The organism is Actinosynnema sp. NPDC050801 (assembly GCF_040673975.1).
Lineage (GTDB): Bacteria > Actinomycetota > Actinomycetes > Mycobacteriales > Pseudonocardiaceae > Actinosynnema.
Genome location: NZ_JBFAQZ010000001.1, coordinates 76,768 through 98,301, shown reverse-complemented (window position 1 = coordinate 98,301; position 21,534 = coordinate 76,768). Strand labels below are relative to the sequence as shown.

General features: G+C 70.8%; 17 protein-coding genes. 6 read left to right on the top strand and 11 right to left on the bottom strand.

Annotated elements, in window-relative coordinates; translation table 11 throughout:
- Nucleotides 1-14 precede the first annotated feature (14 nt).
- The 5 genes from AB0K14_RS00475 to AB0K14_RS00455 all read right to left on the bottom strand — a co-directional run bounded on the left by AB0K14_RS00475 (nucleotide 15) and on the right by AB0K14_RS00455 (nucleotide 7,638).
- Nucleotides 15-2,195 (bottom strand): hypothetical protein, encoded by a 2,181-nt coding sequence (locus tag AB0K14_RS00475; protein WP_360448837.1) that lies wholly within the window; start codon nucleotides 2,193-2,195, stop codon nucleotides 15-17.
- 89 nt (nucleotides 2,196-2,284) lie between these two features.
- Entirely contained in the window at nucleotides 2,285-3,085 is an 801-nt protein-coding gene (locus AB0K14_RS00470; protein WP_360448840.1) for an amino acid ABC transporter ATP-binding protein, read from the bottom strand.
- Complete coding sequence (locus AB0K14_RS00465; RefSeq protein ID WP_360448842.1) at nucleotides 3,082-3,906, bottom strand: amino acid ABC transporter permease; 825 nt, start codon at nucleotides 3,904-3,906, stop codon at nucleotides 3,082-3,084. Before AB0K14_RS00465 ends, AB0K14_RS00470 begins: the two co-directional genes overlap by 4 nt.
- A gap of 75 nt (nucleotides 3,907-3,981) precedes the next feature.
- Nucleotides 3,982-4,800, bottom strand: a complete 819-nt coding sequence (locus AB0K14_RS00460; protein WP_360448844.1) for a transporter substrate-binding domain-containing protein — start codon at nucleotides 4,798-4,800, stop codon at nucleotides 3,982-3,984.
- A gap of 156 nt (nucleotides 4,801-4,956) precedes the next feature.
- Nucleotides 4,957-7,638, bottom strand: coding sequence for a glucosidase (locus AB0K14_RS00455; protein WP_360448846.1), 2,682 nt, complete (start codon nucleotides 7,636-7,638; stop codon nucleotides 4,957-4,959).
- A 107-nt stretch (nucleotides 7,639-7,745) separates the two neighbouring features.
- Between AB0K14_RS00455 and AB0K14_RS00450 the strand changes: the two genes are divergently transcribed.
- The gene (locus tag AB0K14_RS00450; RefSeq protein ID WP_360448849.1) at nucleotides 7,746-9,815 is read left to right on the top strand and encodes a hypothetical protein; all 2,070 of its coding nucleotides are present in this window, start codon (nucleotides 7,746-7,748) and stop codon (nucleotides 9,813-9,815) included.
- Nucleotides 9,816-9,855: 40 nt separating this feature from the next.
- Here the strand turns inward: AB0K14_RS00450 and AB0K14_RS00445 are convergent, their stop codons facing one another.
- On the bottom strand, nucleotides 9,856-11,283 hold the full coding sequence (locus AB0K14_RS00445; RefSeq protein WP_360448852.1) for a M20/M25/M40 family metallo-hydrolase: 1,428 nt from the start codon (nucleotides 11,281-11,283) through the stop codon (nucleotides 9,856-9,858).
- Between the two features lie 476 nt (nucleotides 11,284-11,759).
- On the opposite strand from AB0K14_RS00445, the gene pdhA reads away from it, so the two are divergent.
- The 3 genes from pdhA to AB0K14_RS00430 are packed head-to-tail and all read left to right on the top strand — an operon-like array spanning nucleotide 11,760 to nucleotide 15,353.
- Nucleotides 11,760-12,953, top strand: a complete 1,194-nt coding sequence (pdhA, locus tag AB0K14_RS00440) for a pyruvate dehydrogenase (acetyl-transferring) E1 component subunit alpha (RefSeq protein WP_360448855.1) — start codon at nucleotides 11,760-11,762, stop codon at nucleotides 12,951-12,953.
- Nucleotides 12,953-13,975, top strand: a complete 1,023-nt coding sequence (locus tag AB0K14_RS00435; protein WP_360448857.1) for an alpha-ketoacid dehydrogenase subunit beta — start codon at nucleotides 12,953-12,955, stop codon at nucleotides 13,973-13,975. The genes pdhA and AB0K14_RS00435 overlap by 1 nt, the downstream gene beginning before the upstream one ends.
- A gap of 10 nt (nucleotides 13,976-13,985) precedes the next feature.
- On the top strand, nucleotides 13,986-15,353 hold the full coding sequence (locus AB0K14_RS00430) for a dihydrolipoamide acetyltransferase family protein (RefSeq protein WP_360448861.1): 1,368 nt from the start codon (nucleotides 13,986-13,988) through the stop codon (nucleotides 15,351-15,353).
- On the opposite strand, the gene AB0K14_RS00425 is transcribed toward AB0K14_RS00430, so the two are convergent.
- Nucleotides 15,350-16,417 carry a pentapeptide repeat-containing protein gene (locus tag AB0K14_RS00425; RefSeq protein ID WP_360448864.1) on the bottom strand — a complete coding sequence of 356 codons (1,068 nt, stop codon included), beginning with the start codon at nucleotides 16,415-16,417 and terminating at the stop codon, nucleotides 15,350-15,352. The genes AB0K14_RS00430 and AB0K14_RS00425 overlap by 4 nt on opposite strands.
- Before the next feature lie 74 nt (nucleotides 16,418-16,491).
- On the opposite strand from AB0K14_RS00425, the gene AB0K14_RS00420 reads away from it, so the two are divergent.
- On the top strand, nucleotides 16,492-17,397 hold the full coding sequence (locus AB0K14_RS00420; RefSeq protein WP_360448867.1) for a MerR family transcriptional regulator: 906 nt from the start codon (nucleotides 16,492-16,494) through the stop codon (nucleotides 17,395-17,397).
- 4 nt (nucleotides 17,398-17,401) lie between these two features.
- Here AB0K14_RS00420 and AB0K14_RS00415 read toward each other — a convergent pair whose 3' ends face one another.
- The 3 genes from AB0K14_RS00415 to AB0K14_RS00405 all read right to left on the bottom strand — a co-directional run bounded on the left by AB0K14_RS00415 (nucleotide 17,402) and on the right by AB0K14_RS00405 (nucleotide 19,738).
- On the bottom strand, nucleotides 17,402-17,770 hold the full coding sequence (locus tag AB0K14_RS00415; protein WP_360448870.1) for a VOC family protein: 369 nt from the start codon (nucleotides 17,768-17,770) through the stop codon (nucleotides 17,402-17,404).
- A 101-nt stretch (nucleotides 17,771-17,871) separates the two neighbouring features.
- A complete protein-coding gene (locus tag AB0K14_RS00410) occupies nucleotides 17,872-19,086 on the bottom strand; it encodes an acyl-CoA dehydrogenase family protein (RefSeq protein WP_360448872.1) in 1,215 nt (404 codons plus the stop codon).
- Between the two features lie 7 nt (nucleotides 19,087-19,093).
- Nucleotides 19,094-19,738 carry an SCP2 sterol-binding domain-containing protein gene (locus tag AB0K14_RS00405; RefSeq protein ID WP_360448875.1) on the bottom strand — a complete coding sequence of 215 codons (645 nt, stop codon included), beginning with the start codon at nucleotides 19,736-19,738 and terminating at the stop codon, nucleotides 19,094-19,096.
- Nucleotides 19,739-19,837: 99 nt separating this feature from the next.
- Here AB0K14_RS00405 and AB0K14_RS00400 point away from each other — a divergent pair, with 99 nt between their 5' ends.
- Nucleotides 19,838-20,533, top strand: coding sequence for a TetR/AcrR family transcriptional regulator (locus tag AB0K14_RS00400; RefSeq protein ID WP_360448878.1), 696 nt, complete (start codon nucleotides 19,838-19,840; stop codon nucleotides 20,531-20,533).
- Here the strand turns inward: AB0K14_RS00400 and AB0K14_RS00395 are convergent.
- A complete protein-coding gene (locus tag AB0K14_RS00395) occupies nucleotides 20,530-21,456 on the bottom strand; it encodes an alpha/beta hydrolase (protein ID WP_360448881.1) in 927 nt (308 codons plus the stop codon). The genes AB0K14_RS00400 and AB0K14_RS00395 overlap by 4 nt on opposite strands.
- Nucleotides 21,457-21,534: the final 78 nt, after the last annotated feature.

Below are 21,534 nucleotides of genomic sequence, written 5' to 3'. Positions count from 1 at the left end.
GCCGCAACACTAGGTCACCGCTTCAACGTCCGGGTGACGCCCGCCGCCACCGTGGTGGCCAGCACCCAGCCCGTCACGATCATCCCGGAGGCGATCCACTGCGACTCGTCCGGCGTGTGCCAGCGGTTCTTGTTGCCGAAGTCCACGATCGGCACCACCAGGTCGATGGTGAACAGCCACGGGTTCCAGGTCAGGTGGTCCTGCTCGTTGATCTCGGACAGCTCGGGTCCGGCGGCGAAGTAGGCGCTGCCCAGCAGCCACGTCACCACCAGCCACGCCAACGCGCGGGCCGGGCGGTAGCCGTAGCCGACCATCGCGCGTTGCAGCCAGCTCCACAGCAGCACCAGCGGCCGCAGCCAGCGGCGGCCCTCGGCGACCGCCCGGTACCGCAGCCGCTGCTTCTCCACCAGCACGGTGGCCGCGTGCTCGTCGTTGCCGCCCGCCCGGAGCATCTCGGCGAACTGGTCGTACGGCCCGGGCCGGTAGCTGCGCCGCATGGCCTGCCGCAGCCAGCGCAGCCGCCGGTCGACCTCACCGTCGTCACGCAGGTCGATCGGGTGGCGCAGCGAGTCGTAGCGGAACTCTTCCAGGTCGATCCGGCCGGTCGCGCCCCAGAAGTGCTCGTTGTCGTCCAACACCGTGCAGCGCACCTGGCGCAGCGTCACGTCCCCGCGCGGCGGGCTGACCGTCGTCACCACCAGCTCCTGCACCTGCATGCCCAGCAGGTTCAACGCGTGCGTGTCGAGCTTGTCGCCGAGCACGGCGCCCTCGAACGTGGCCATCCGGCCGACCTGCGCCCGCCGTGCGCGCACACCGCCGTGCGCGACGAACTCCTTCGCGCCACGCGCGCAGATCAGGTCGCGCCCGATGACCGCACCGCCGATGTCCAGCGACGGCTTGCCCGCCGGCTGGTGCCGGTAGCGGCCCGGCCGGGTGATCCGGCTGCCGCGCAGGTCGAGGTTCGCGCCCACGTGCACACCGCGCAGCTCCAACCCGCCGGTCACCTCGACCTCGCGGGCGGCGAGGTTGCTGCCGATCCTGGACCGGTTGCCCAGCACGGCGTCCGCGCGCGGGTTGTCCAGAGTGGACCCGTCGAGGATGACGCTGCCCTTGGCCTGGAAGTCGACCATGCGCAGCTGGCCGCGCACCCGCGCCTGGCGGCCGATGATGTCACCGCCCACCGTCGTGCCGTCCAGGTGCAACGCGCGCCCGAACCCCGTCGGTTCGGCGGTGTCGGTGGCCAGCGCGCGTCCGAAGCCGGTGGGCTCGCCGTCGGGTTGGCCCATGGCGTCGAACGCGCCACCGGACAGCGACAGCGTGCCGCCGATCGCGGCGTTGACCATGCGCACCGTGCCCGCGCTGGTGAAACCCCGGTCCAGCTGCACGTCGCCGTCCACCGTGATGCGGTCGAACACGAGCGTGGCGTCGGGGTCGGAGTGCGGGTCCAGCGCGTCGTCGTCGGCCCGGCCGTCGGCGGCGGTCGCGCCGCGCAGCGTCAACGCCGAGTCGACCCGCGCGCCCGCGAGCAGCACGGTGCCGTGCACCGTGCAGCCGTTCATCAGCAGGTTGCCGCCCACGTGCAGGCCGGTGCCGTTGAAGGCGTGGCCGAGCGGGTTGGTCAGCAGCCCACCGCTGAAGTTGCAGTACCCGCCGACGTGCGCGCCCGCCATCCGCAGCTCGCCGGTGACCCGCACCCGCTGCGCCAGCAACCCGCCCGCCAGCTTCAACCGGTCGGCGTGCAACGCGATGGCGCCGGGTGCCCGCAGGTCGCTGTCCCGCAACGTCAACGACCCGGCCACGTCCGCGTCGACCAGGTCCACCAGGCCCTCGACCGTGCTGCCCGCCAGCGAGACCTCGTTGGCGCTGCTCAGGTTCCGCGCCGACAGGCCGGGCAGCCGGCAGTCCGCGAACTCGATCCCGGCCAGCTTGCCCTGCCGCAGGTCCGGCGGCTCCTCGAACCGGCAGCGCACGAACTCCAGCAGGTACGGGAACTCCACCGCCCGCAGGTCGAGCGCGCCGGTCAGGAACTTGTCCGCCACCCGCACCACCGGTGGCATCCCGGCCCGCCGCCGCGGTAACCGCCACGTCCCGTCCGGCTCGCCCAGACCGCGCAGCACGTCGGCCGCGGCCATCCGGGCGGAGCGCGGCGGGCTGGGGTCGAACACGTCCAGCCGCCGCGCCCCCACCTCGGTCATGGGAAGTGACAATAAGGGCACCGGCCGTCACCCGGGACGGGTTCCGGCCCACCGGGTCGGATACCGCCGGGGTCGGATACCGCCGGGGCTCAGGTACTGCTGGGCCCCTGGTGCGTCGGGTCGAGCACGCGGGCCAGGAACGACTGCGTGCGCTCGTGCTGCGGCGCGCCGATGACCTGCTCGGCGGGCCCCTCCTCGACCACGTAGCCGCCGTCCATGAACAGCACCCGGTCGGCCACCTCGCGGGCGAACTGCATCTCGTGCGTCACCACGAGCATCGTCATGCCCTCGTCGGCCAACTGCCGCATCACCCCGAGCACGTCGCCGACGAGCTCCGGGTCCAGCGCCGAGGTCGGTTCGTCGAACAGCATCACGTCCGGGTCCATCGACAGCGCCCGGGCGATCGCCACGCGCTGCTGCTGGCCGCCGGAGAGCTGACCGGGCATCGCGTTGACCTTGTCCGACAGCCCGACCCGCTCCAGGTTGCGCAGCGCGACCTCCTGCGCCTGCTTCGCGTCCCGCTTGAGCACCTTGCGCTGCGCGACCATGAGGTTGTTCAGCACGTTGAGGTGCGAGAACAGGTTGAACGACTGGAACACCATGCCGATGCGGGTGCGGGCGGCGTCGATGTCCACGTCCGGGTCGGTCAGCTCGGCGCCGTTGACCACGATCCGGCCGGCGGTCGGCTCCTCCAGCAGGTTCACGCAGCGCAGCAGCGTGGACTTGCCCGAGCCGGACGGCCCGATGACGCACACGACGTCACCGCGGTTCACCCGCACGTCGATGCCCTTGAGCACGTCCAGCGTGCCGAACGACTTCTTCAACCCGGTGATCTCGACCGCCAGGTCGCTCGCCGCGCCACCCACGCCCACCACGTCGTCGACGCTCACGCGGACACCCCCAACCCGGTCGATTCCGGCGTGCTGATCTTCTTGCCGCCGGTGCGCCGCTCCAGGTGCCGCGACAGGTGGCCGAGCGGCAGCGTGATCAGCAGGTAGCACAGGCCGACCACCAGGATCGGGGTCAGCGACGGCGACCGGCTCAGCGTCTCGCGGCCGAACTTGGTCAGCTCGTACTGGTCGCGGGCCAGGCCGATGATGTAGATCAGCGACGAGTCCTTGGTGAGCAGGATCAGCTCGTTGGTCAGCGGCGGCAGGATGATCCGGAACGCCTGCGGGATCACCACGGTCAGCAGCGTGCGGCCCTGCGACATGCCCAGCGACCGGGCCGCCTCGATCTGGCCCTTCGGCACCGCCTGGATGCCCGCGCGGATCGTCTCGGCCATGTACGCGGCGCCGACGATGCCCAGCGCCAGCATCACCGTCGAGTAGATGTCGAACTGCAGCCCGAACGCCAGCGGCACGCCGAAACTCAGCGCGATGAACACCAGCAGCGCGGGCACACCGCGGAAGAACTCGATGTAGATCGTGGCCAGCCACCGGTACGGCGCGACCGGCGACAGCTTCATCAGCGCCAGCACCAGGCCGAGGGCCAGGCCGAACGCGAACCCGAGGGCCGTGTAGACGAGCGTGTTCTTCAGCGCCACGGTGATGGCGTTGGGGAACATCTCCGCAGCGATCTCGAGGTTGAAGAAGCTGCGTTGGATCTCGTTCCAGTCGGCGACGACCGCCAGCAGGACGGCGGCCACGACCAGCAGCGCGTACTGGGCGAAGCGGAACGCCTTGGCGCGTTGTCGCTTGGAGAGTGCCATGTGGGTTACCTCGTGGGTGGGGTGGACAAGGCGCGGGGCCGGTGCTCGGAGAACACCGGCCCCGCGGTCAGCCGCTTACTTCGACTCCGGCTTCTTGCCGAACCACTTCTCGTAGATCTCGTCGTACTTGCCGCTGTCCTTGGCCTTCTTGAGGACCTCGTCGACCTTGGCCTTGAGGGCGGTGTTGCCCTTCTTCATGCCGATGCCGTACTTCTCCTGAGTGTCGAACTCCGCCACCACGGCGGTGTCCGGGAACTCCTTGACGTAGTCCAGCAGCACGCCGTTGTCGTTGATGGCCGCGTCCACCGCGCCGGTGCGCACGGCGGTCTCCAGCAACGGCAGGTCCTCGAACTGCACGACCGTGTAGCCGTACTTCGCCGCGTTCTCGTTGGCGTAGATCTCGCCGGTGGTCTCCAGCTGCACGCCGATCTTCTTGTCCTTGAGGTTCTCCAGGGACTTGACCGGCGAGTCCTTCTTGACCAGCAGCGCCTGCGAGGCGTCGAAGTAGGGCTCGGAGAAGTCGATGACCTCGGCGCGGTCCGGCTTGATCGTCATGCCGGCCGCGGCCAGGTCGCACTTCCCGGTGTTGAAGACCTCGCCGGAGGTGATGGTCTCGAACGGGGTGTCGAAGATCTCCTGCGTGACGCCCAGTTCCTTGGCCACCAGATCGACCAGGTCGACGTCGAAGCCGACCGTCTTGTCGCCCTCGGAGAACTGGAAGGGCTTGTAGGACAGGTGGGTGCAGGTGACCAGCTTGCCGCTCTGGACCAGGGTGATGCCCGACCCGCTGTCCTGCGAGCCGGTGTTGACCTTGGTCGCGCACGCCGTCATCGTGGCCGCCAAGGCGAGCACGGGGAACAGGGCGAGCGCAGCGTGCCTGGTACGACGGGCCACGGCGTCACTCCTCGTAACTGTGTCGGTCGAGTGTTCGGCATACTGCCACTTGGGTGACGCGGTGCACAGCACGCGGGTGTTACAGAACACCGGTACGCATGAATCTTGCGTCACAAAGTACTTATGGCGACAAATTGTTCAGGCGTTTGGCGTTCATCACACAATTGATTCACCCAGAGCGCCTGTGTGGCGACGATCCGTCAACAGGCTCGCGACCAGCGCGGTCCACCCCGTCTGGTGCGTCGCCCCCAGGCCCTCGCCGGTGTCGCCGTCGAAGTACTCGCTGAAGGTGACGTGCTCGCGCCACAGCGGCGAGTCGGTCGACTCGATCCGCTTGCCGTCCGCGGGCCGGCGCCCGTCGTGGTCGGGCAGGAACAGCGTCACCAGCCGTCCGACCAGCTCGTCCGCCGCCCGCCCCGCGGTCACGTGCCGCTGGCTGCGGGTGGGAAGTTCCACGTGGAACCGACCGCCGTGGAACTCCTCGATCGTGCGCAGGGCCTCCACGAGCAGCGCGTTGGTCGGGAACCACACCGGGCCGCGCCAGTTCGAGTTGCCGCCGAACATCGGCGTGCGGGACTCGCCCGGCTCGTAGCCCATCCGGTGCTCCTGGTCGGCGACCTGCACCTCCAGGCCCTCCCGGTGCGCCGCGGACAGACTGCGGATGCCGTGCGGGGAGAGGAACTCGCCCTCGTCCAGCATCCGGCTCAGCACCAGCCGCAGCTTGCGCTCGTCCAGCAGGCTGAGCAGGGCGCCGCCGTTGCTGCGGCTGAGGAACTGCTGCAACTCCGGTCGGCGGGACAGCAGGTGCTCCAACCGCCGGGTGAACTCCGGCAGCTCCTCGAACACCCACGGCTCCAGCACCGCGCACGCCAGCACGGGGATCAGGCCCACCATCGACCGCACCCGCACCGGCTTGGACTCCACGTGGCCGTCCGGCAGCCGCCGCGTGACCGCGTCGTAGCAGAAGCCGTCCGTCTCGTCCCAGATGCCGCGCCCGCCGGAACCGAACTGCGTGGACGCCTCGGCGATGCTCAGGAAGTGCTCCACGAACTTCGTGGCCACGTCCTCGTAGGACTCGTCGTGCCGCGCCAGCTCCAGCGCGATCTGCATCAGGTGCAGGCTGTAGGCCGCCATCCACGACGTGGCGTCGGACTGCTCCAGCCGCCACTGGCCCAGCATCGGCTCCGACCGGTTCACCGGGCCGATGTTGTCCATGCCGAGGAAGCCGCCCTCGAACAGGTAGCTGCCGTCGGCGTCCTTGCGGTTGACCCACCAGGAGAAGTTCAGCAGCAGCTTGTGGAAGATTTTGGCCAGGAACTTGCGGTCCTTGACCTCCTCCGACCGGTAGACCTGCAACGCCGCCCACGCGTGCACCGGCGGGTTGACGTCGCCGAACTCCCACTCGTAGGCCGGCAGCTGGCCGTTGGGGTGCATCAGCCACTCCCGGCACAGCAGGAGCAGCTGCTCCTTGGCGAACGCCGGGTCGACCTTCGCGAACGGCACGGTGTGGAACGCGAGGTCCCACGCGGCGAACCAGGGGTACTCCCACTCGTCCGGCATGGAGATCACGTCGGCCACGTCGAAGTGGCGCCAGTGCGCGTTGCGGGCGTGCATGTTCTTGCGCGACTTGGGCGCGGCGGGCTGCGCCGGGTCGCCGTCCAGCCACTCCGCGGTGCGGAAGCGGTAGTGCTGCTTGGTCCACATCAGGCCGGCCAGCGCCCGCCGCACGATCGCGGCCCGCTTGGGGTCCAGGTCGGTGTGGTGGAACTCGTCGGCCTCGGCCCTGCGCTGGTCGACGGTGTCCTGGAAGCTCGGCCCGAACGCGTCGAGGTGCCCGTCACCCTCCACCAGCCGCAGCCGCACGGTGACCGACTCGCCCGGCTCGACCGGGTCGAACGAGTACCAGGCGGCGACCTTCGTGCCGGGCTCGCCGGTGTCGTCCGGCCCGATGACCTGGCACGCCCGCGCGTCCTGGCCGATGACGTACCGGTCGATGCCGTCCTTGGTGTAGCGGGTCGGGTTGCGCTCGGTGCCGAACAGCTCGACCTCGTTGGTCTCGTTGTCGGTGACCAGGAGCGTCGGCGTGCCCTCGACGTGCAGCGTGTAGCGGCCCAGCGCGCCGTGCTCGGCGGTGATCCGGCGCCAGCCGTCGCGGGTGCAGGCGCGCAGGCTCGGCTTGCGGTCGTCGCGGCCCCACGCCCACGTGTTGCGGAACCAGAACTGGGGCAGCAGGTGCAGCGGGGCCGGGTCCGGGCCGTGGTTCGTGGCGGTCAGCTCGACGCAGATGTCCTTGGGGCCCGCCTTGGCGTAGCTGATCCGGACGTCGAAGAACCGGTTCTCGTCCAGGGCGCCGGTGTCGGACAGCTCCGGCTCGCGCTCGTTGCGGCCGGCGCGCTTGGCCATCTCGCGCAGCTCGGCGTAGGGGAACTCACCCTGCGGGTACCGGTAGACGACCTGCATCCACGAGTGCGTCGGCGTGCCGTCGGTGACCCACCAGTGCTCCTTGACGTCCTCGCCGTGGTTGCCCTCGTTGTTGGTGAGCCCGAAGTAGCGCTCCTTGAGGATCGGGTCGCGGCCGTTCCAGAGCGCAACGCCGAGGTTGAGGAAGCCGTGCACGTCGCAGATGCCCGCGATGCCGTCCTCGCCCCAGCGGTAGGCACGTGAGCGGGCGTGGTCGAAGGGGAAGGACGTCCACGCGTCCCCACCCGCCGAGTAGTCCTCGCGGACCGTCCCCCACTGGCGTCCGGCCAGGTAGGGGCCCCAGAGGCGCCACGGTGCGGTCGGGGAGTCCGACTCCGCCAACCGCGTCCGCTCGGCTTGCCGGCTGTGCTCGTTCACTCGGCCAGTGTGCGGCATCGGTTCAGTAAACCGGTTACCGGTCGGTTAGGTCACAGTCCTGACCGGTGTTTGCAGACCCTGTCCGTGGGGTGTCATCGTCACTCTCCGTGGACGACTTACGCCCGTGGCGAGACGGCGCACTGACCCGCGTGGTCTCCGAGGCCCTGGACCGGCCCGAGATCCAGCAGGCCGTGGCGTCGGGCGACGTGAGCCGGCAGGAACTCCTCGACGCGGTCGCCGAGGCCGAGCCGTCGGTGTTCGCCGCCGCCGCGGACGCCGAGTCGCAGTACCGCGCGACGGTCGCGTCCGACTCGACGGCTCTGCCCTCGCTGCGCCCCTTGCGCTTCGTCGCCCGGCTGCTCGTGTTGGCGCTGATCCCTGCCTTCGGCTTCTCGGTGCTGGTCAACGAGGTGCTGGGGCTGTTCGGGGCCACCACCGCGGTCCGGAACCAGTACGGGGGCGGCATGGCGATCGCCCTGGTCGGATATGGCGCGGTCATGACGAAGAACTGGCGGACCTACTCGAAGCCGGGTCTGTGGGCCTACGCCGGGGCCGGGGCCGTCGCCGTCGCGTGGACCTCGATCATGGTGAACAACTGGCAGGGGCTCGACTCCCTGGTCACCCTGATCGGATTGGTCGTGCTCACGGGGTGGTTCGTCGACATCCTCGTCAGGTTCGCCGGACTCTCGCTCTCGCGGCCGCGTTGGGCCGCCGGCGAGGACGAGGCCTTCACGACCTGGTTGTCCGCACTGCTGGAGGAGGGCGTGCTCCCGGTCCTGTACACCCGGGTCAACGAGGCGACCAAGGTGGTGTACTCGACGTCGTTGACCGTTCGCGAGGCGTCCGGCCTGGCCAGGTCCGACCACCTGCGGATGCACGTGCCGACCCCGGCCAGCGTCGAGCTGACCCGCCTGGTGGCCCAGCTGGACGGCGGCAGCTTCGCGATCGCGGGACCGCGCGGTGCGGGCAAGACGAACCTGCTCCGGGCGTTCTGCGGCGGCCGGTACCGGGAGGAGGACCGTGCGCCGGACCTGGCCGTCCTGGTGTCCGCCCCGGTCGAGTACGTGCCGCAGGAGTTCGTGGTCCACCTGTTCGCCGAGACGTGCGAGGCGGTCATCGCGCACTGGCGGCACGTCGGTCGCCGTCGCCTGCCGTGGCGCCGGATCGTGCCGCACCCGCTGGTCTCCGACGCGCGGGCCAACCTGGAGCTGCTCCGCTACGTCCGCACCTACGCCAACGAGGTCAGCGGCAAGGGCGGGTTCAAGGGGTTCGAGCTGTCCGGCAAACGCGCGCTGACCATGACCGGGCGTGCGCTGACCTACCCCGAGCTGGTGAAGCGCTTCCGCGAGTTCCTGACGCGGACCACCACGGAATTGGCGGCGGCGGGCGAGGGCAAACCGGGACGGGTGCTGATCGGCATCGACGAACTGGACCGGATCGGCACCGGAGAGCCCGCCCGCCGCTTCCTCAACGAGATCAAGGCGATCTTCGACGTCTCCGGCTGCCACTACCTGGTCTCGGTCTCCACCGAGGCCCAGTACGACTTCGAGCTGTCCGGCATGGGGCTGCGCAGCGTCTTCGACAGCTCGTTCGACGAGGTGGTCCGGGTCGACTACCTCGACTTCCAGTACGCCCAACGGCTGCTCCGCCGCTACGTGCTGGGCCTGTCCGAGCAGTTCCACGCCCTGGCGTACGCGTTCTCCGGCGGCCTGGCCCGCCAGCTCGTGCGCACCGCCCGTGCCATCGTGGACCTGGCCCGCGAGCAGCCGGGACGGGACATCGCGGACGTGGTGCGCGCCCTCGCCGCGGCCGAGCTCACCCGGGCCTGCCAGGCCACCGCCGACGCCCTGACCGCCGTGGACGACCGCGAGGGCGTCACCGCACTGCTGCGCATGCTGGACGAACGCCCCGCCACCGACCTCAAGACCTACGGCGAGCGCGTCCTCGCCGCCTACGCGGGCCGGTCCGACCGCGCCCGCCAGCTGCGCGACGCGATCGCCGCCCGCGTCCACTTCCTGGCGACCGTCAGCGTGACCTTCACCGCGGACCTCACCGAGGACCGCATGGCCGTCCTCGACTTCGACGACCTGGCCCGCGCCCGCCGCTACGCGGGCTCCAACCCCGACGCGGGCATGGCCCTGCTCCGCGACCTCGACCGCAGGTGGGCGCAGGCGTGAGAGGTGGTGGTCGGAGCCCCGACCACCACCCCGCCTCCCACTAACGCCGGGCGTGCGCGTCCAGCACCAAGGCCACGGCCTCGGTGATCCGGGTCGCGTGGGCCAGGTGCAGCCACTCGTCGGGCACGTGGCAGTTGGAGTCCGGCCCGACCGCGCCCGTGACCAGGAACTGGGCCTGCGGGTACGCCTCGTGCAGCAGGCCCATGAACGGGATCGAGCCGCCCAGGGCCACCGTCCGCCACGGCGCGCCGAACACGTCCTCGCCGATCCGGTCCACCGCCTCGCGCAGCCACGGCGCGAGCTCCGGCGCGTTCCACCCGTCGGCGAACTCGATGCGGGACAGCTCCACCGAGGCCCCGTAGGGCACGTCGGTGGTCAACGTCCGCCGCACCGCGTCCATGGCGGCCTCGGAGTCGGCCGTCGGCGGCAGCCGGAAGCTCAGCACCAGCGTGGTGAACGGCCGCAGCACGTTGCCCGCGTCGTCCGGCTCGGGCAGCCCGGACGCGCCGGTGACCGACAGCGTCGGCCGCCACCCGGCGTTGAGCGCGAGCTCGACCTCGTCGGTGCCCATCGGCTGCGTCCCCGCCGCCCACGGCACGCTGCCGACCAGCACACCGGGCGTGCTGGACACCGCGTCGCGCACCTCCGCCACCCGGTGCTCCGGGATGTCGACGTGCATCTCGCGCACCAGCACCTCGCCGGTCGTGGAGTCCTCCAGCCGGTCGAGCAGCTGCCGGGCGATCCGGAACGACGACGGCACGATCCCGCTCGCCATCCCCGAGTGCAGCCCGCTGTCCAGCACCCGCACCGTCATCGTGACCTGCGCCAACCCGCGCAGCGACGTGGTCAGCCACATCCGGTCGTAGTCGTTGCCACCGGAGTCCAGGCACACGACCAGCGACACGTCGCCCAGCCGCGGCCGCAGGTGCTCCAGGTAGGCGGGCAGGTCGGGGCTGCCGGACTCCTCGCCGGTCTCCAGCAGCACGACGCACCGCGAGTGCGTGCCGCCCGCGCGCCGGACGCCCTCGATCGCCGCGATGGCCGCGTAGCCCGAGTAGCCGTCGTCGGCCGCGCCGCGGCCGTAGAGCCGCCCGTCGCGCACGACCGGCGTCCACGGCCCCAGCCCGTCGCCCCAGCCGCCGACCGGCGGCTGCTTGTCCAGGTGCCCGTACAGCAGCACCGTGCCGGAAGGTTGTGCCTCGGAGGTGGGTGCGGTGCCGGGCACGTCGACCAGCAGCACCGGCGTTCGGTCGGGCAGCTCGACGACCTCGACGGTCGCACCGGGCAGGTCGCGGTCGGCGAGCCAGGCGCGCACGTGCTCCACGGCACCGGCCAGGTGGCCGTGCGCGGCCCACGCGGGGTCGAAGACGGGGGAGATCGCGGGGATCGCGACCAAGGCGGACAGGCTCGGGAGGATGTCGTCGTCCCAGAGCCCGCGAACGGTACGGGTCAGCGCTGAACGGTCCACCTCCCGATCCTGTCACGGCGGCGTGCGCGACGGTCCCGCTCGGACGGCGCCGCCCGGCCCGCGCCCGTCGGGGTTTCGCTTGGTGGAAATGGTCGGTATGGCCGAAGGTCGGTAGTCCATCCAACGCAGAGGGGCCGACGTGGGCCGTTCCGGTCCACCCGGCGTGTCCGCAGCCCTACGGAAGGTGGTTAACGATCGGTAACCGGGACACCGGCGTTCGTCATCCGAACGTTCTACTCGGACTGCCGAAGATTGGCCGTCCAACCGTTACCGCACGTCAGGAGGCTGTACCGGAGATTACGAACTGGGACGGGGCTCACCATGCCGGGTGACGCCATGTCAGGATGTGGATGAGAACACCGTCAGCGCCGACGGTTGCCCGACCCCCACACCCCGGGGGCGACGGCGACCGGCGGTGCAGCCGCGAGGGTCGCCACAAGCGACCGGGCGGCCTCGTAGACGAGGAGACAAGGCGCATGTCGTCCCCCGAAGAATGGACGCACCCAGGGCCGGATGCCGCGCCGGCCACTGCTGCCACACCGACAGCGGAACAGGTGATCGCAGGCTTGCGAGCGACAGACGAGGGCGGCGCCGACCTGGTGCAGCTGCTCACCCCCGAGGGCGAGCGCGTCCAGCACCCGGATTTCGACATCGACATCACGGCCGAGGAGCTGCGCGGGCTGTACCGCGACATGGTCCTGGTCCGCCGGGTGGACCGCGAGGCCAACGCGCTGCAGCGCAAGGGCCAGCTGGGCATCTGGGTGCCGCTGCTCGGTCAGGAGGCCGCGCAGATCGGCGCGGGTCGGGCCATGCGGCCGGACGACATGGCGTTCCCGAGCTACCGCGAGCACGGCATCGCGTGGACGCGCGGCGTCAAGCCGACCGACCTGCTCGGCATCTTCCGCGGCACCGACAACGGCACGTGGGACCCGGTCGCGACCCGGTTCCACCCGTACACGATCGTCATCGGCAACCAGGTGCTCAACGCCGCCGGTTACGCGATGGGCCAGAAGTTCGACGGCAAGGTCGGCGACTCCGACGGTGAAGCCACCATCTGCTTCTTCGGCGACGGCGCGACCAGCCAGGGCGACGTGCACGAGGGCTTCGTGTGGGCCGCGGTCTACGACGCGCCGCTGGTGTTCTTCTGCCAGAACAACCAGTGGGCCATCTCCGAGCCCACCGAGCGCCAGTCCCGCCTCCCGCTCTACCAGCGGGCGCGCGGCTACGGCTTCCCCGGCATCCGGGTCGACGGCAACGACGTGCTGGCCACCCTCGCGGTCACCCGCTGGGCGCTGGAGGAGTGCCGCCAGGGCAACGGCCCGATCCTGATCGAGGCGTTCACCTACCGGATGGACGCGCACACCACCTCCGACGACCCGTCGCGCTACCGGCTGTCCGACGAGCTGGAGCTGTGGAAGCTGAAGGACCCGATCGAGCGGGTCAAGGTGCACCTGGTCAAGCAGCAGTGGGCCGACCAGTCGTTCTTCGACTCGATCGAGGACGAGGCCGAGCAGGTCGCGATCGAGCTGCGCGACTACTGCGTCAACCTGCCCGACCCGCCGGCCGGGCGGATCTTCAGCGAGGTCTACGCCGAGGGCAACCCCGTCCTGGAGGCGCAACGCGACGAGTTCCTGGCCTACCACGCCGGGTTCGCCGGAGGTGAGCACTGATGGCCGCTCCGACCATGGACCGCCCCACGTCCGCCGGGCCCGCCGCGGTGCAGACGCTGACCATCGCGAAGGCGTTGAACAACGGCCTGCGCGCGTCGATGGAGGCCAACCCCAAGGTCATCGTGATGGGTGAGGACGTCGGCAAGCTCGGCGGCGTCTTCCGGATCACCGACGGCCTGCAGAAGGACTTCGGCGAGCAGCGGGTGCTGGACACCCCGCTGGCCGAGTCCGGCATCATCGGCACCGCCGTGGGCCTCGCGATCCGCGGCTACCGGCCGGTGTGCGAGATCCAGTTCGACGGCTTCATCTTCCCCGGCTTCGACCAGATCGTGTCGCAGGTCGCCAAGCTGCACTTCCGCACCCAGGGCCGGCTCAAGGTGCCCATGGTGATCCGGGTGCCGTTCGGCGGCGGCATCGGCGCGGTCGAGCACCACTCCGAGTCGCCCGAGTCGTACTTCGCGCACACCGCCGGCCTCAAGGTCGTCGCGTGCTCGAACCCGGCCGACGCGTACTGGATGATCCAGCAGGCGATCGACTGCGACGACCCGGTGCTGTTCTTCGAGCCGAAGCGGCGCTACTACGAGAAGGGCGAGGTCGACACGACCGCCGCGCCCGGACCGCTGTTCGCCTCGCGCACGCTGCGCACCGGCTCGGACGTCACGCTCGTGACGTACGGGCCGATGGTGCGCACGTCCCTCGAAGCCGCCGCGGCGGCCGAGGAGGAGGGGCGTTCGCTGGAGGTCATCGACCTGCGCACGCTGTCCCCGCTCGACCTCGCGCCCGTGTACGAGTCGGTGCGGCGCACCGGTCGGCTGGTCGTGGTGAGCGAGGCGCCCAGCGAGGCGTCCATCTCCGGCGAGATCGCGGCCAAGGTGCAGCAGGAGTGCTTCTACTCCCTGCAGGCGCCGGTGCTGCGGGTGACCGGGTTCGACACCCCGTACCCGCCGTCGAAGTTGGAGGAGGAGTTCCTCCCCGACCTCGACCGGGTGCTGCACGCCGTCGACCGCTCGCTGGCCTGGTAAGGGGATAGCTGTGCCGCAGTTCAAGCAGTTCCCCATGCCCGACACGGCAGAGGGGCTGACCGAGGCCGAGATCCTCACCTGGCACGTCGCGCCGGGTGACGCGGTGAAGGTCAACCAGATCATCGTCGAGATCGAGACCGCCAAGGCGGCCGTCGAGCTGCCGTGCCCGTGGGACGGCGTGGTGACCGAGCTGCTGGCCGAGGTGGGCCAGACGGTCGAGGTCGGCGTCCCGATCATCACGATCGACGTGGACCCGGCGGGCTCGGCCCCGGCCGCCACGCCTGCGCCCGCACCCGCGTCGAACGGCAAGATCGGCGAGGAGATGCCGGGCGGCCGGATCGCCACGCTGGTGGGCTACGGCCCGCGGGCCGGCGCGGCGAAGCGCCGTCAGCGCAAGGACGCACCGGCCCCCGTGGCCGCTGCTCCGGTCTCCGCTGCTCCGGCTCCGGCCGCTCCGGTGTCCGCGCCGGCCCCGGCTCCCGCGGTCGCCGAACCGGTGTCCGCGCCGGCCGGGGGTTACGTGCCGCTGGCCAAGCCGCCGGTGCGCAAGCTGGCGAAGGACCTGGGCGTCGACCTGTTCGCGCTGTCGGGCTCCGGCCCGGGTGGTGTGATCACGCGGGAGGACGTCGAGCAGGCCGTGGCGCCCGCGCCCGCCGCGCCGTCCGTCGTGGACAGCGGGTCGCGGGAACGGCGCGTGCCGATCAAGGGCGTTCGCAAGGCGACCGCGCAGGCCATGGTGGACAGCGCGTTCACCGCGCCGCACGTCACGGAGTTCCTGACCGTCGACGTGACGCCGATGATGGAGCTGCGGGCGCGCCTGAAGAACGCGCCGGGGTTCCGCGACGTGAAGCTCACGCCGCTGGCGTTCGCCGCCAAGGCGGTCGTCCTGGCCGCCCGCCGCACCCCCGACGTCAACGCGACGTGGGACGCGGCGGCGCAGGAGATCGTCTACAAGGACTACGTGCACCTGGGCATCGCGGCCGCCACGCCGCGCGGCCTGGTGGTCCCGAAGGTCCGCGACGCCGACCGCATGTCGTTGCGCGAGCTGGCCGTGGCGCTGGACGAGCTCGCCTCGACCGCCCGTGAGGGCAAGACGACGCCCGCCGACATGATGAACGGCACGATCACCATCACCAACGTCGGCGTGTTCGGCGTCGACACGGGCACCCCCATCATCAACCCGGGCGAGTCGGCGATCCTCGCGTTCGGCGCGATCCGGGACATGCCGTGGGTGGTGGACGGCCAGGTCGTGCCGCGCAAGGTGTGCCAGCTGGCGCTCAGCTTCGACCACCGCGTGGTCGACGGCCAGCAGGGCTCGCAGTTCCTGGCCGACGTGGGCGCGCTGCTCGCCGATCCCGGCGTGGCGATGACCTACTAGCCCGGTGGACGCCGGGAGCCCGCACCGGCTCCCGGCGTCTTGCTGTTGCGCAGCATCCGCTCGAACGCCTTCGGGTCGTGCACCTTGGCGTCGTCGAGCACGAACATGCACCCGTCGGCCTCCGCGGAGGCCAGCCGGATGCTCGTGTGGTCGGTCAACGTGGTGGCGGAGAAGTCGACCACCTCGCCGGTGAAGCTCGCGGCGCTGAAGTCCAGCACGGCCTTGTCCGCCGTCATGCCCCAGAACGTGGTGCGTTCCGCCGCGAACACCGCGCCGCGGAACGTGGTCGAACCGATGAACCTGGTGCCGCTGAAATCGGTCAGCGCGCCGCGGAAAGCGGCGTGGTCGAAGGAGAAGTCGCCGCTGACGACCCGGTCCGAGAGGTCCAGGTCCTCGAACTCGACCCCGTGGAAGTCGACGCTCACCCGGCGCCAGCGCGCGCTGTGGTCGAGCAGCTTGGTGATGATCGCCTGCCGCACCTCGCGCTCGGTGCGGTCGTCCTCCGGGTAGGGCGTGCGCAGGTAGCCGCACAGGACGTCCACGCACGTCTGCCGCTGGGCCTCCCAGTCGTCCGCCAGACCGACCATGGCGTAGACGCCGGCGAGCCGCACCGCGAAGCTCTCGTGCCCGAGCTGCTCGGCGGCCTTCCCGTAGCGCTCGTTGAGGTACTTGGTCCCCTCGCGGTCCTCCTGCCGGGTCGCGATCACGTGCGCCGCCTCGGACACCTGCTGCTTGCGGTAGGCGACCGCGAGCGCCACCACCGCGCCCAGCCCGCCGACCACCGCCAGCCCGATCTTGAGCAGGTCGAGCAGCTCGGCCGTGGTGAACGCGGCCGTGTCGGGCAGCCCCGGCCGGCCGAGCAGCAGGTAGAGCCCCGTCCCGGTGGCGACCGCCAGCACGACCGCCGCGAGCAACCACCGCACCACCGACCCCGCCATCGACCCGCGCGCGCCGTCCTGGGGTGCCCGGGCGGGTCGGGGGGAGCGTTTGACCAGCCACCACGCCAGCGCGAGGGCGGCGAACGCCGCGGTGGCGGGCAGGTAGGCGGTCAACTCCGGCGGCACAGCGCACCATCGTGCCCGACCATGGCGTTAATCGAGTTGAAGTTCCAGTGACTGGAGAGTTCAGGGTGGTCCCCGTGACGCACTACTCGATCGGCGAACTGGCGCGGATGACCGGGCTGTCCACGCGGACGATCCGGTTCTACTCCGACTCCGGTGTGATCCCCGTGGCGGGGCGCACGGCGGGCGGGTTCCGCACCTACGACGTCGACGGGTTGGCGCGGCTGAAGCTCGTGCGGACCCTGCGCGAACTGGGCGTCGACCTGCCCACGGCGCAACGGGTGCTGGCGCGGGAGGTGTCCGTGGCCGAGGTGGCCCGGACGCACGCGGAAGCCATCGACGCGCAGATGCGCACGCTCCGGTTGCGCCGGGCCGTGCTGCGGGTCGTGGCACGGAACGGGGAGGTGGAGATGGTGCACGAGTTCGCGCGGCTGTCGGAGGGGGAGCGCCAGGCGATCCTCGACGACTTCTTCGACGACGTGTTCGGCGGGTTCGACATGGACCCGGCGTTCCTGGAGCGGATGCGGTCGGTCCGGGTGGACCTGCCGGACGACCCGTCGCCGGAGCAGTTGGAGGCGTGGATCGAGCTGGTGAACCTGGTGCGCGACCCGGACTTCCGGGCGTCCATCCGACGGATGTCGCAGCGGCACCAGGAGATGCGGGCGGAAGGTGCCGACATGGCGCCGTACTCACCGGCGCAGATGGAGGCGTTCCAGAACGCGATCGACCGGGCCCGCGAGGCGTTGGACGCGGGCGTCGACCCACGTTCGTCGGAGGCCGCGGCGATCGTGGCCGGGATCAACGACAAGTGGTCGTCCGCCCTGGACGTCCCCGTGGGACCCGAGCTGTCCCGTCGACTGGAGGAGTTCGGCGATCCCAGGGCCGAGCGCTACTGGCAGCTGATCGGCAAGATCAACGGCTGGGAGACGCAGGTGCCCGACACCACCGCAGAGCGGGCGTGGCTGGTCGAAGCGGGCCGCTGACCCGTCACTCCAACACCAGGCAGAACGGGTGGCCGGCGGGATCGGCGAACACCCACCACACGTCGTTGGAATCGTCCAACAACGTGCCGCCCGACCGGAGGACCTCGGCCTTGGCCACGCCGAGGTCCTCCACCCCGACGTCCAGGTGGAACTGCTGCGGCTTGCGCGGATCGGGCCACTCCGGCGCCAGGTACTCGACCGCCCGCTGGAAGCCCAACACGATCGACCCGGTGTGCAACGTCGACCAGTTCTCGTCCAACGACCACCGCCGATCGGCCCGGTCGACCTCACCACCCAGGAGCCCCCGGTAGAACTCGGCGAGCACCTCGGGCTCCGGACAATCGAGCACCACGCACTGCAACACCCCGACCATCCGCCGAGCCTAACCGCGCCGGAAAGCAGGGGACGGGGTCTTCCGCGTCCCGAAGACCCCGCCCGGACCCAGGCGGCCTGACGACGGCCTGGGACGTCACCTCACTTGATGTGCATCCCGGAAATGGCCCTGGCCACCACCAACCGCTGGATCTCCGACGTGCCCTCGAAGATGGTGAAGATCTTCGCGTCGCGGTGCATCCGCTCGACCGGGTGCTCGCGCGTGTACCCGGCCCCGCCCAGGATGTGGATCGCACGCTCCGTCGCCCACACCGACACCTCGCCGGCCTTGAGCTTCGACATCGACCCCTCACCCGCCGTGAACGGGACGTTGTTGCGGCCCATCCAGGCGGCCCGCCAGACCAGCAGGCGGGCGGCGTCGATCTCCATCTTCATGTTCGCCAGGTCGAACGCGATGGACTGGTTCTCGATGATCTTCCGGCCGAACGCCGAGCGGTCCTTCGCGTACTCCAGCGAGTACTCGTACGCCGCGCGCGCGACGCCCACGGCCATCGCGCCGACGGTCGGGCGGGTCGTCTCGAACGTCGCCATCGCCGCCTGACCACCGGCCTTCTGCCCCTCACGGGCACGGGCGAGCCTGGCGTCCAGCCGCTCCTTGCCGCCCAGCAGGCACCGACCCGGCACGCGCACGTCGTCCAGGAACACGTCCGCCGTGTGCGACGCCCGCATCCCGTGCTTCTTGATCTTCCCCGGCGACGACAGCCCGCGCGTCCCCGGAGGCACGACGAAGGCCGCCTGACCGCGTGCGCCCAGGGAGCCGTCCACGACCGCCGTCACGACGTGCACGTTGGCGATGCCGCCGTTGGTCGCCCACGCCTTCTGCCCGTTGAGCACCCACTCGTCGGTGGCCTCGTCGTACACGGCCCGCGTCCGGTACCCCGCCACGTCGGACCCCGCCTGCGGCTCGGACGCGCAGAACGCCGCCAGCTTCGGGTCGTCCTCGGTGCCGAAGCACTCCGGCACCCACTCGGCCAACTGCTCCGGCTCACCGGAGGCGAAGATGCCCGCCGCCGCCAGACCGGTGCCCATCAACGCCAACGCGATCCCGGCGTCACCCCAGAACAGCTCCTCGGTGGCGATCGGCAGCGACAACCCGATGGGGTCGGCGAACCAGGTCGCCAGCGACTCGAACCCGTACAGGCCGATCTTCGCCGCCTCCTGGATCACCGGCCACGGCGTCTCCTCGCGCTCGTCCCACTCCGACGCCGCGGGCCGGATCACGTCCTTCGCGAAGCCGTGCACCCACTCGCGCAGGTCAAGCTGGTCCTCGTTCAGCTCCAGCGAAAAACCGCCCATGGTCCCCTCACGCCTTCGGAATGTTGAACAGGCTCATGAACCCCGCCGCGAAGCCGAGGTCTCCCTTGACCTTCAGCTTGCCGGTCATGAACAGCACCGGGGCCGACGCGTTGCCGGTCGCGAGTTTCAGGAACTCCACCGGACCCAACGTGACAACGGCCCTGGGGTCACGGGTCGCGGCCTTGTTGATCGTGCACGCGGCGTTCTCGATGATCGCCTCGTACACGTCGTCGCCGTCGAACCCGCCGGTCAGCCGGAAGTGCACGACGGCGCGCGTGGCGCCCGCGCGGTCGCTGCGGAAGTGCACCTCCATGCGGCGGAACACCTCGTCGAGCACGCGTTCGCGCAGGCCGGGCCGGGACGTCACGGCCTCGATCTGGTCCTTGGACGCGCGCGAGATGATCCGCGCGAAGTTCTGCGGGTCCATCTTGGCCAGGTCGAGGTCGGCGCCGCCGTCGGCCAGCGCGCCCAACGCGCCCAGCAGGTCGGCGAACTCGTCCTTGCCGAGCTTCTTCGGGTCGATGCCGCGCGCGATGACGTCGATGTCGACGTCGTTCAGCGCCGGATCGGCCGGATCGACCTGCTTGAGCGTTGAGATCAGCTCTTGGGGGCTGAGCTTCGCGATCGCCTCGGTGGTGAGGTCGATGGTCATGTGGCACCTCCGCTACCTACTGCTTGGTAAGCCTACTGGCGAGTAGGTAAGGCGGCAAGGGGCTCAGAGTAATCTTGTGCCAGCCATCCAGGGGGTGCGATGCACGCAGAGCAACCGGTTCGCCCGGGTCGGGCCAAGAGACTGCCACGCGCGGTGCGCGAGCGGCAGATCATGGACGCCGCGGTCGACGTCTTCTCGCGCTTGGGTTTCCACGCCGCGTCCATGGACGAGATCTCCGAGGTCGCGGGCATCTCCAAACCGATGCTGTACGCCTACCTCGGCTCCAAGGAGGAGCTGTTCGCCACCTGCATCCGCCGCGAGGCGACCCGGATGATGGAGGCGATCGCGGACGGCGTCGAGGCCGAGGAGCCGCCGGACGTCCAGCTGTGGAGCGGGCTGCGGGCGTTCTTCGGGTTCGTCGGCGAGAACCGCGCCAGCTGGCAGGTCCTGCACCGGCAGGCGTCGTCGCAGGGCGGGCCGTTCGCCGCGGAGCTGGCCGACATGCGCGGCCGGGCGATCAGCCTGGTGGCGGCGCTGCTGGTGCACTCGTCGGACTTCACCAACGTGCCGCGGGCCGGTGCGAAGGAGGCCGAGTCGTTGGCCGCCGCCCTGGTCGGCGCGGGCGAGTCGCTGGCCGACTGGTGGCTCGACAACCCCGAGGAGCCGGCCGGCGTCGTCGCCGCCCGGCTCATGAACCTGGTGTGGATGGGTTTCGGGGACCTCGTGGCGGGCGACGTGTGGCACCCGCCGTCCCGCAGGGCCGACCGCGGCCGGGAGGGGGACGGCACCGCCTAGGCGAACGCGCCCTTGAGCACGGCGACGGCCTGGCCGATCGCGGCCTCGGCGGCGTGGGTCCCGCGCAGCGCGTCGAGCATCACGAAGTCGTGGATGACGCCCTGGTAGCGCACCGCGGTCACCGGCACGCCCGCCTCGCGCAGCTTGTTCGCGTACGCCTCGCCCTCGTCGCGCAGCACGTCGGCCTCGGCGGTGATCACCAACGCCGGCGGCAGCCCGGTGAGCTGCTCCACCGACGCCCGCAGCGGTGAGGCGGTGACCTCCGCGCGCTCCGCCTCGGAAGTCGTGTACTGGTCCCAGAACCACTGCATCGCGTCACGCCGCAGGAAGTAGCCCTCGGCGAACTCGTGGTACGACGGCGTGTCGAACGACGCGTCGGTCACCGGGTAGAACAGCACCTGCTGCGTGAACGCGACGTCGCCGCGCTCCTTGGCCAGCAGCGTCAACGCCGCGGACATGTTGCCGCCGACCGAGTCGCCCGCCACGGCCAGGCGCGACGCGTCGAGTCCGCGCGCGGCGCCCTCGGTGGTGATCCACCGCGCCACGGCGTAGCTCTCCTCCAGCGCCACCGGGTAGCGCGCCTCGGGCGAGAGGCTGTAGTCGGGGAACACCACGGCCGCGCCGACGCCGACGGCCAGCTCGCGGACCAGCCGGTCGTGCGTCCTGGCGTTGCCGAACACCCAGCCCGCGCCGTGCACGTACAGGACCACGGGCAGCGCGCCGGTCGCGCCGGCCGGGCGCACGACCCGGACGGGCACCTCGCCCACCGTCACCCACTCCTCGTCGACCTCGGGCTTGAACACCTCGCCGGACTGCACGTCGTCCACGGCCAGGCGGCCCTCGACCGGGCCCAGGTCGAACAGGTACGGCGGGTTGGCGGTGGCGGCGGCGAACTCGGCGGCGGCCGGTTCCAGGACGGTCATCCCGGGCTCCTCGATGTCGTGCGGTCGATCCCTGACACCCAGAAACATAGCTCGCGATTACATCGTGCACAATCTAAA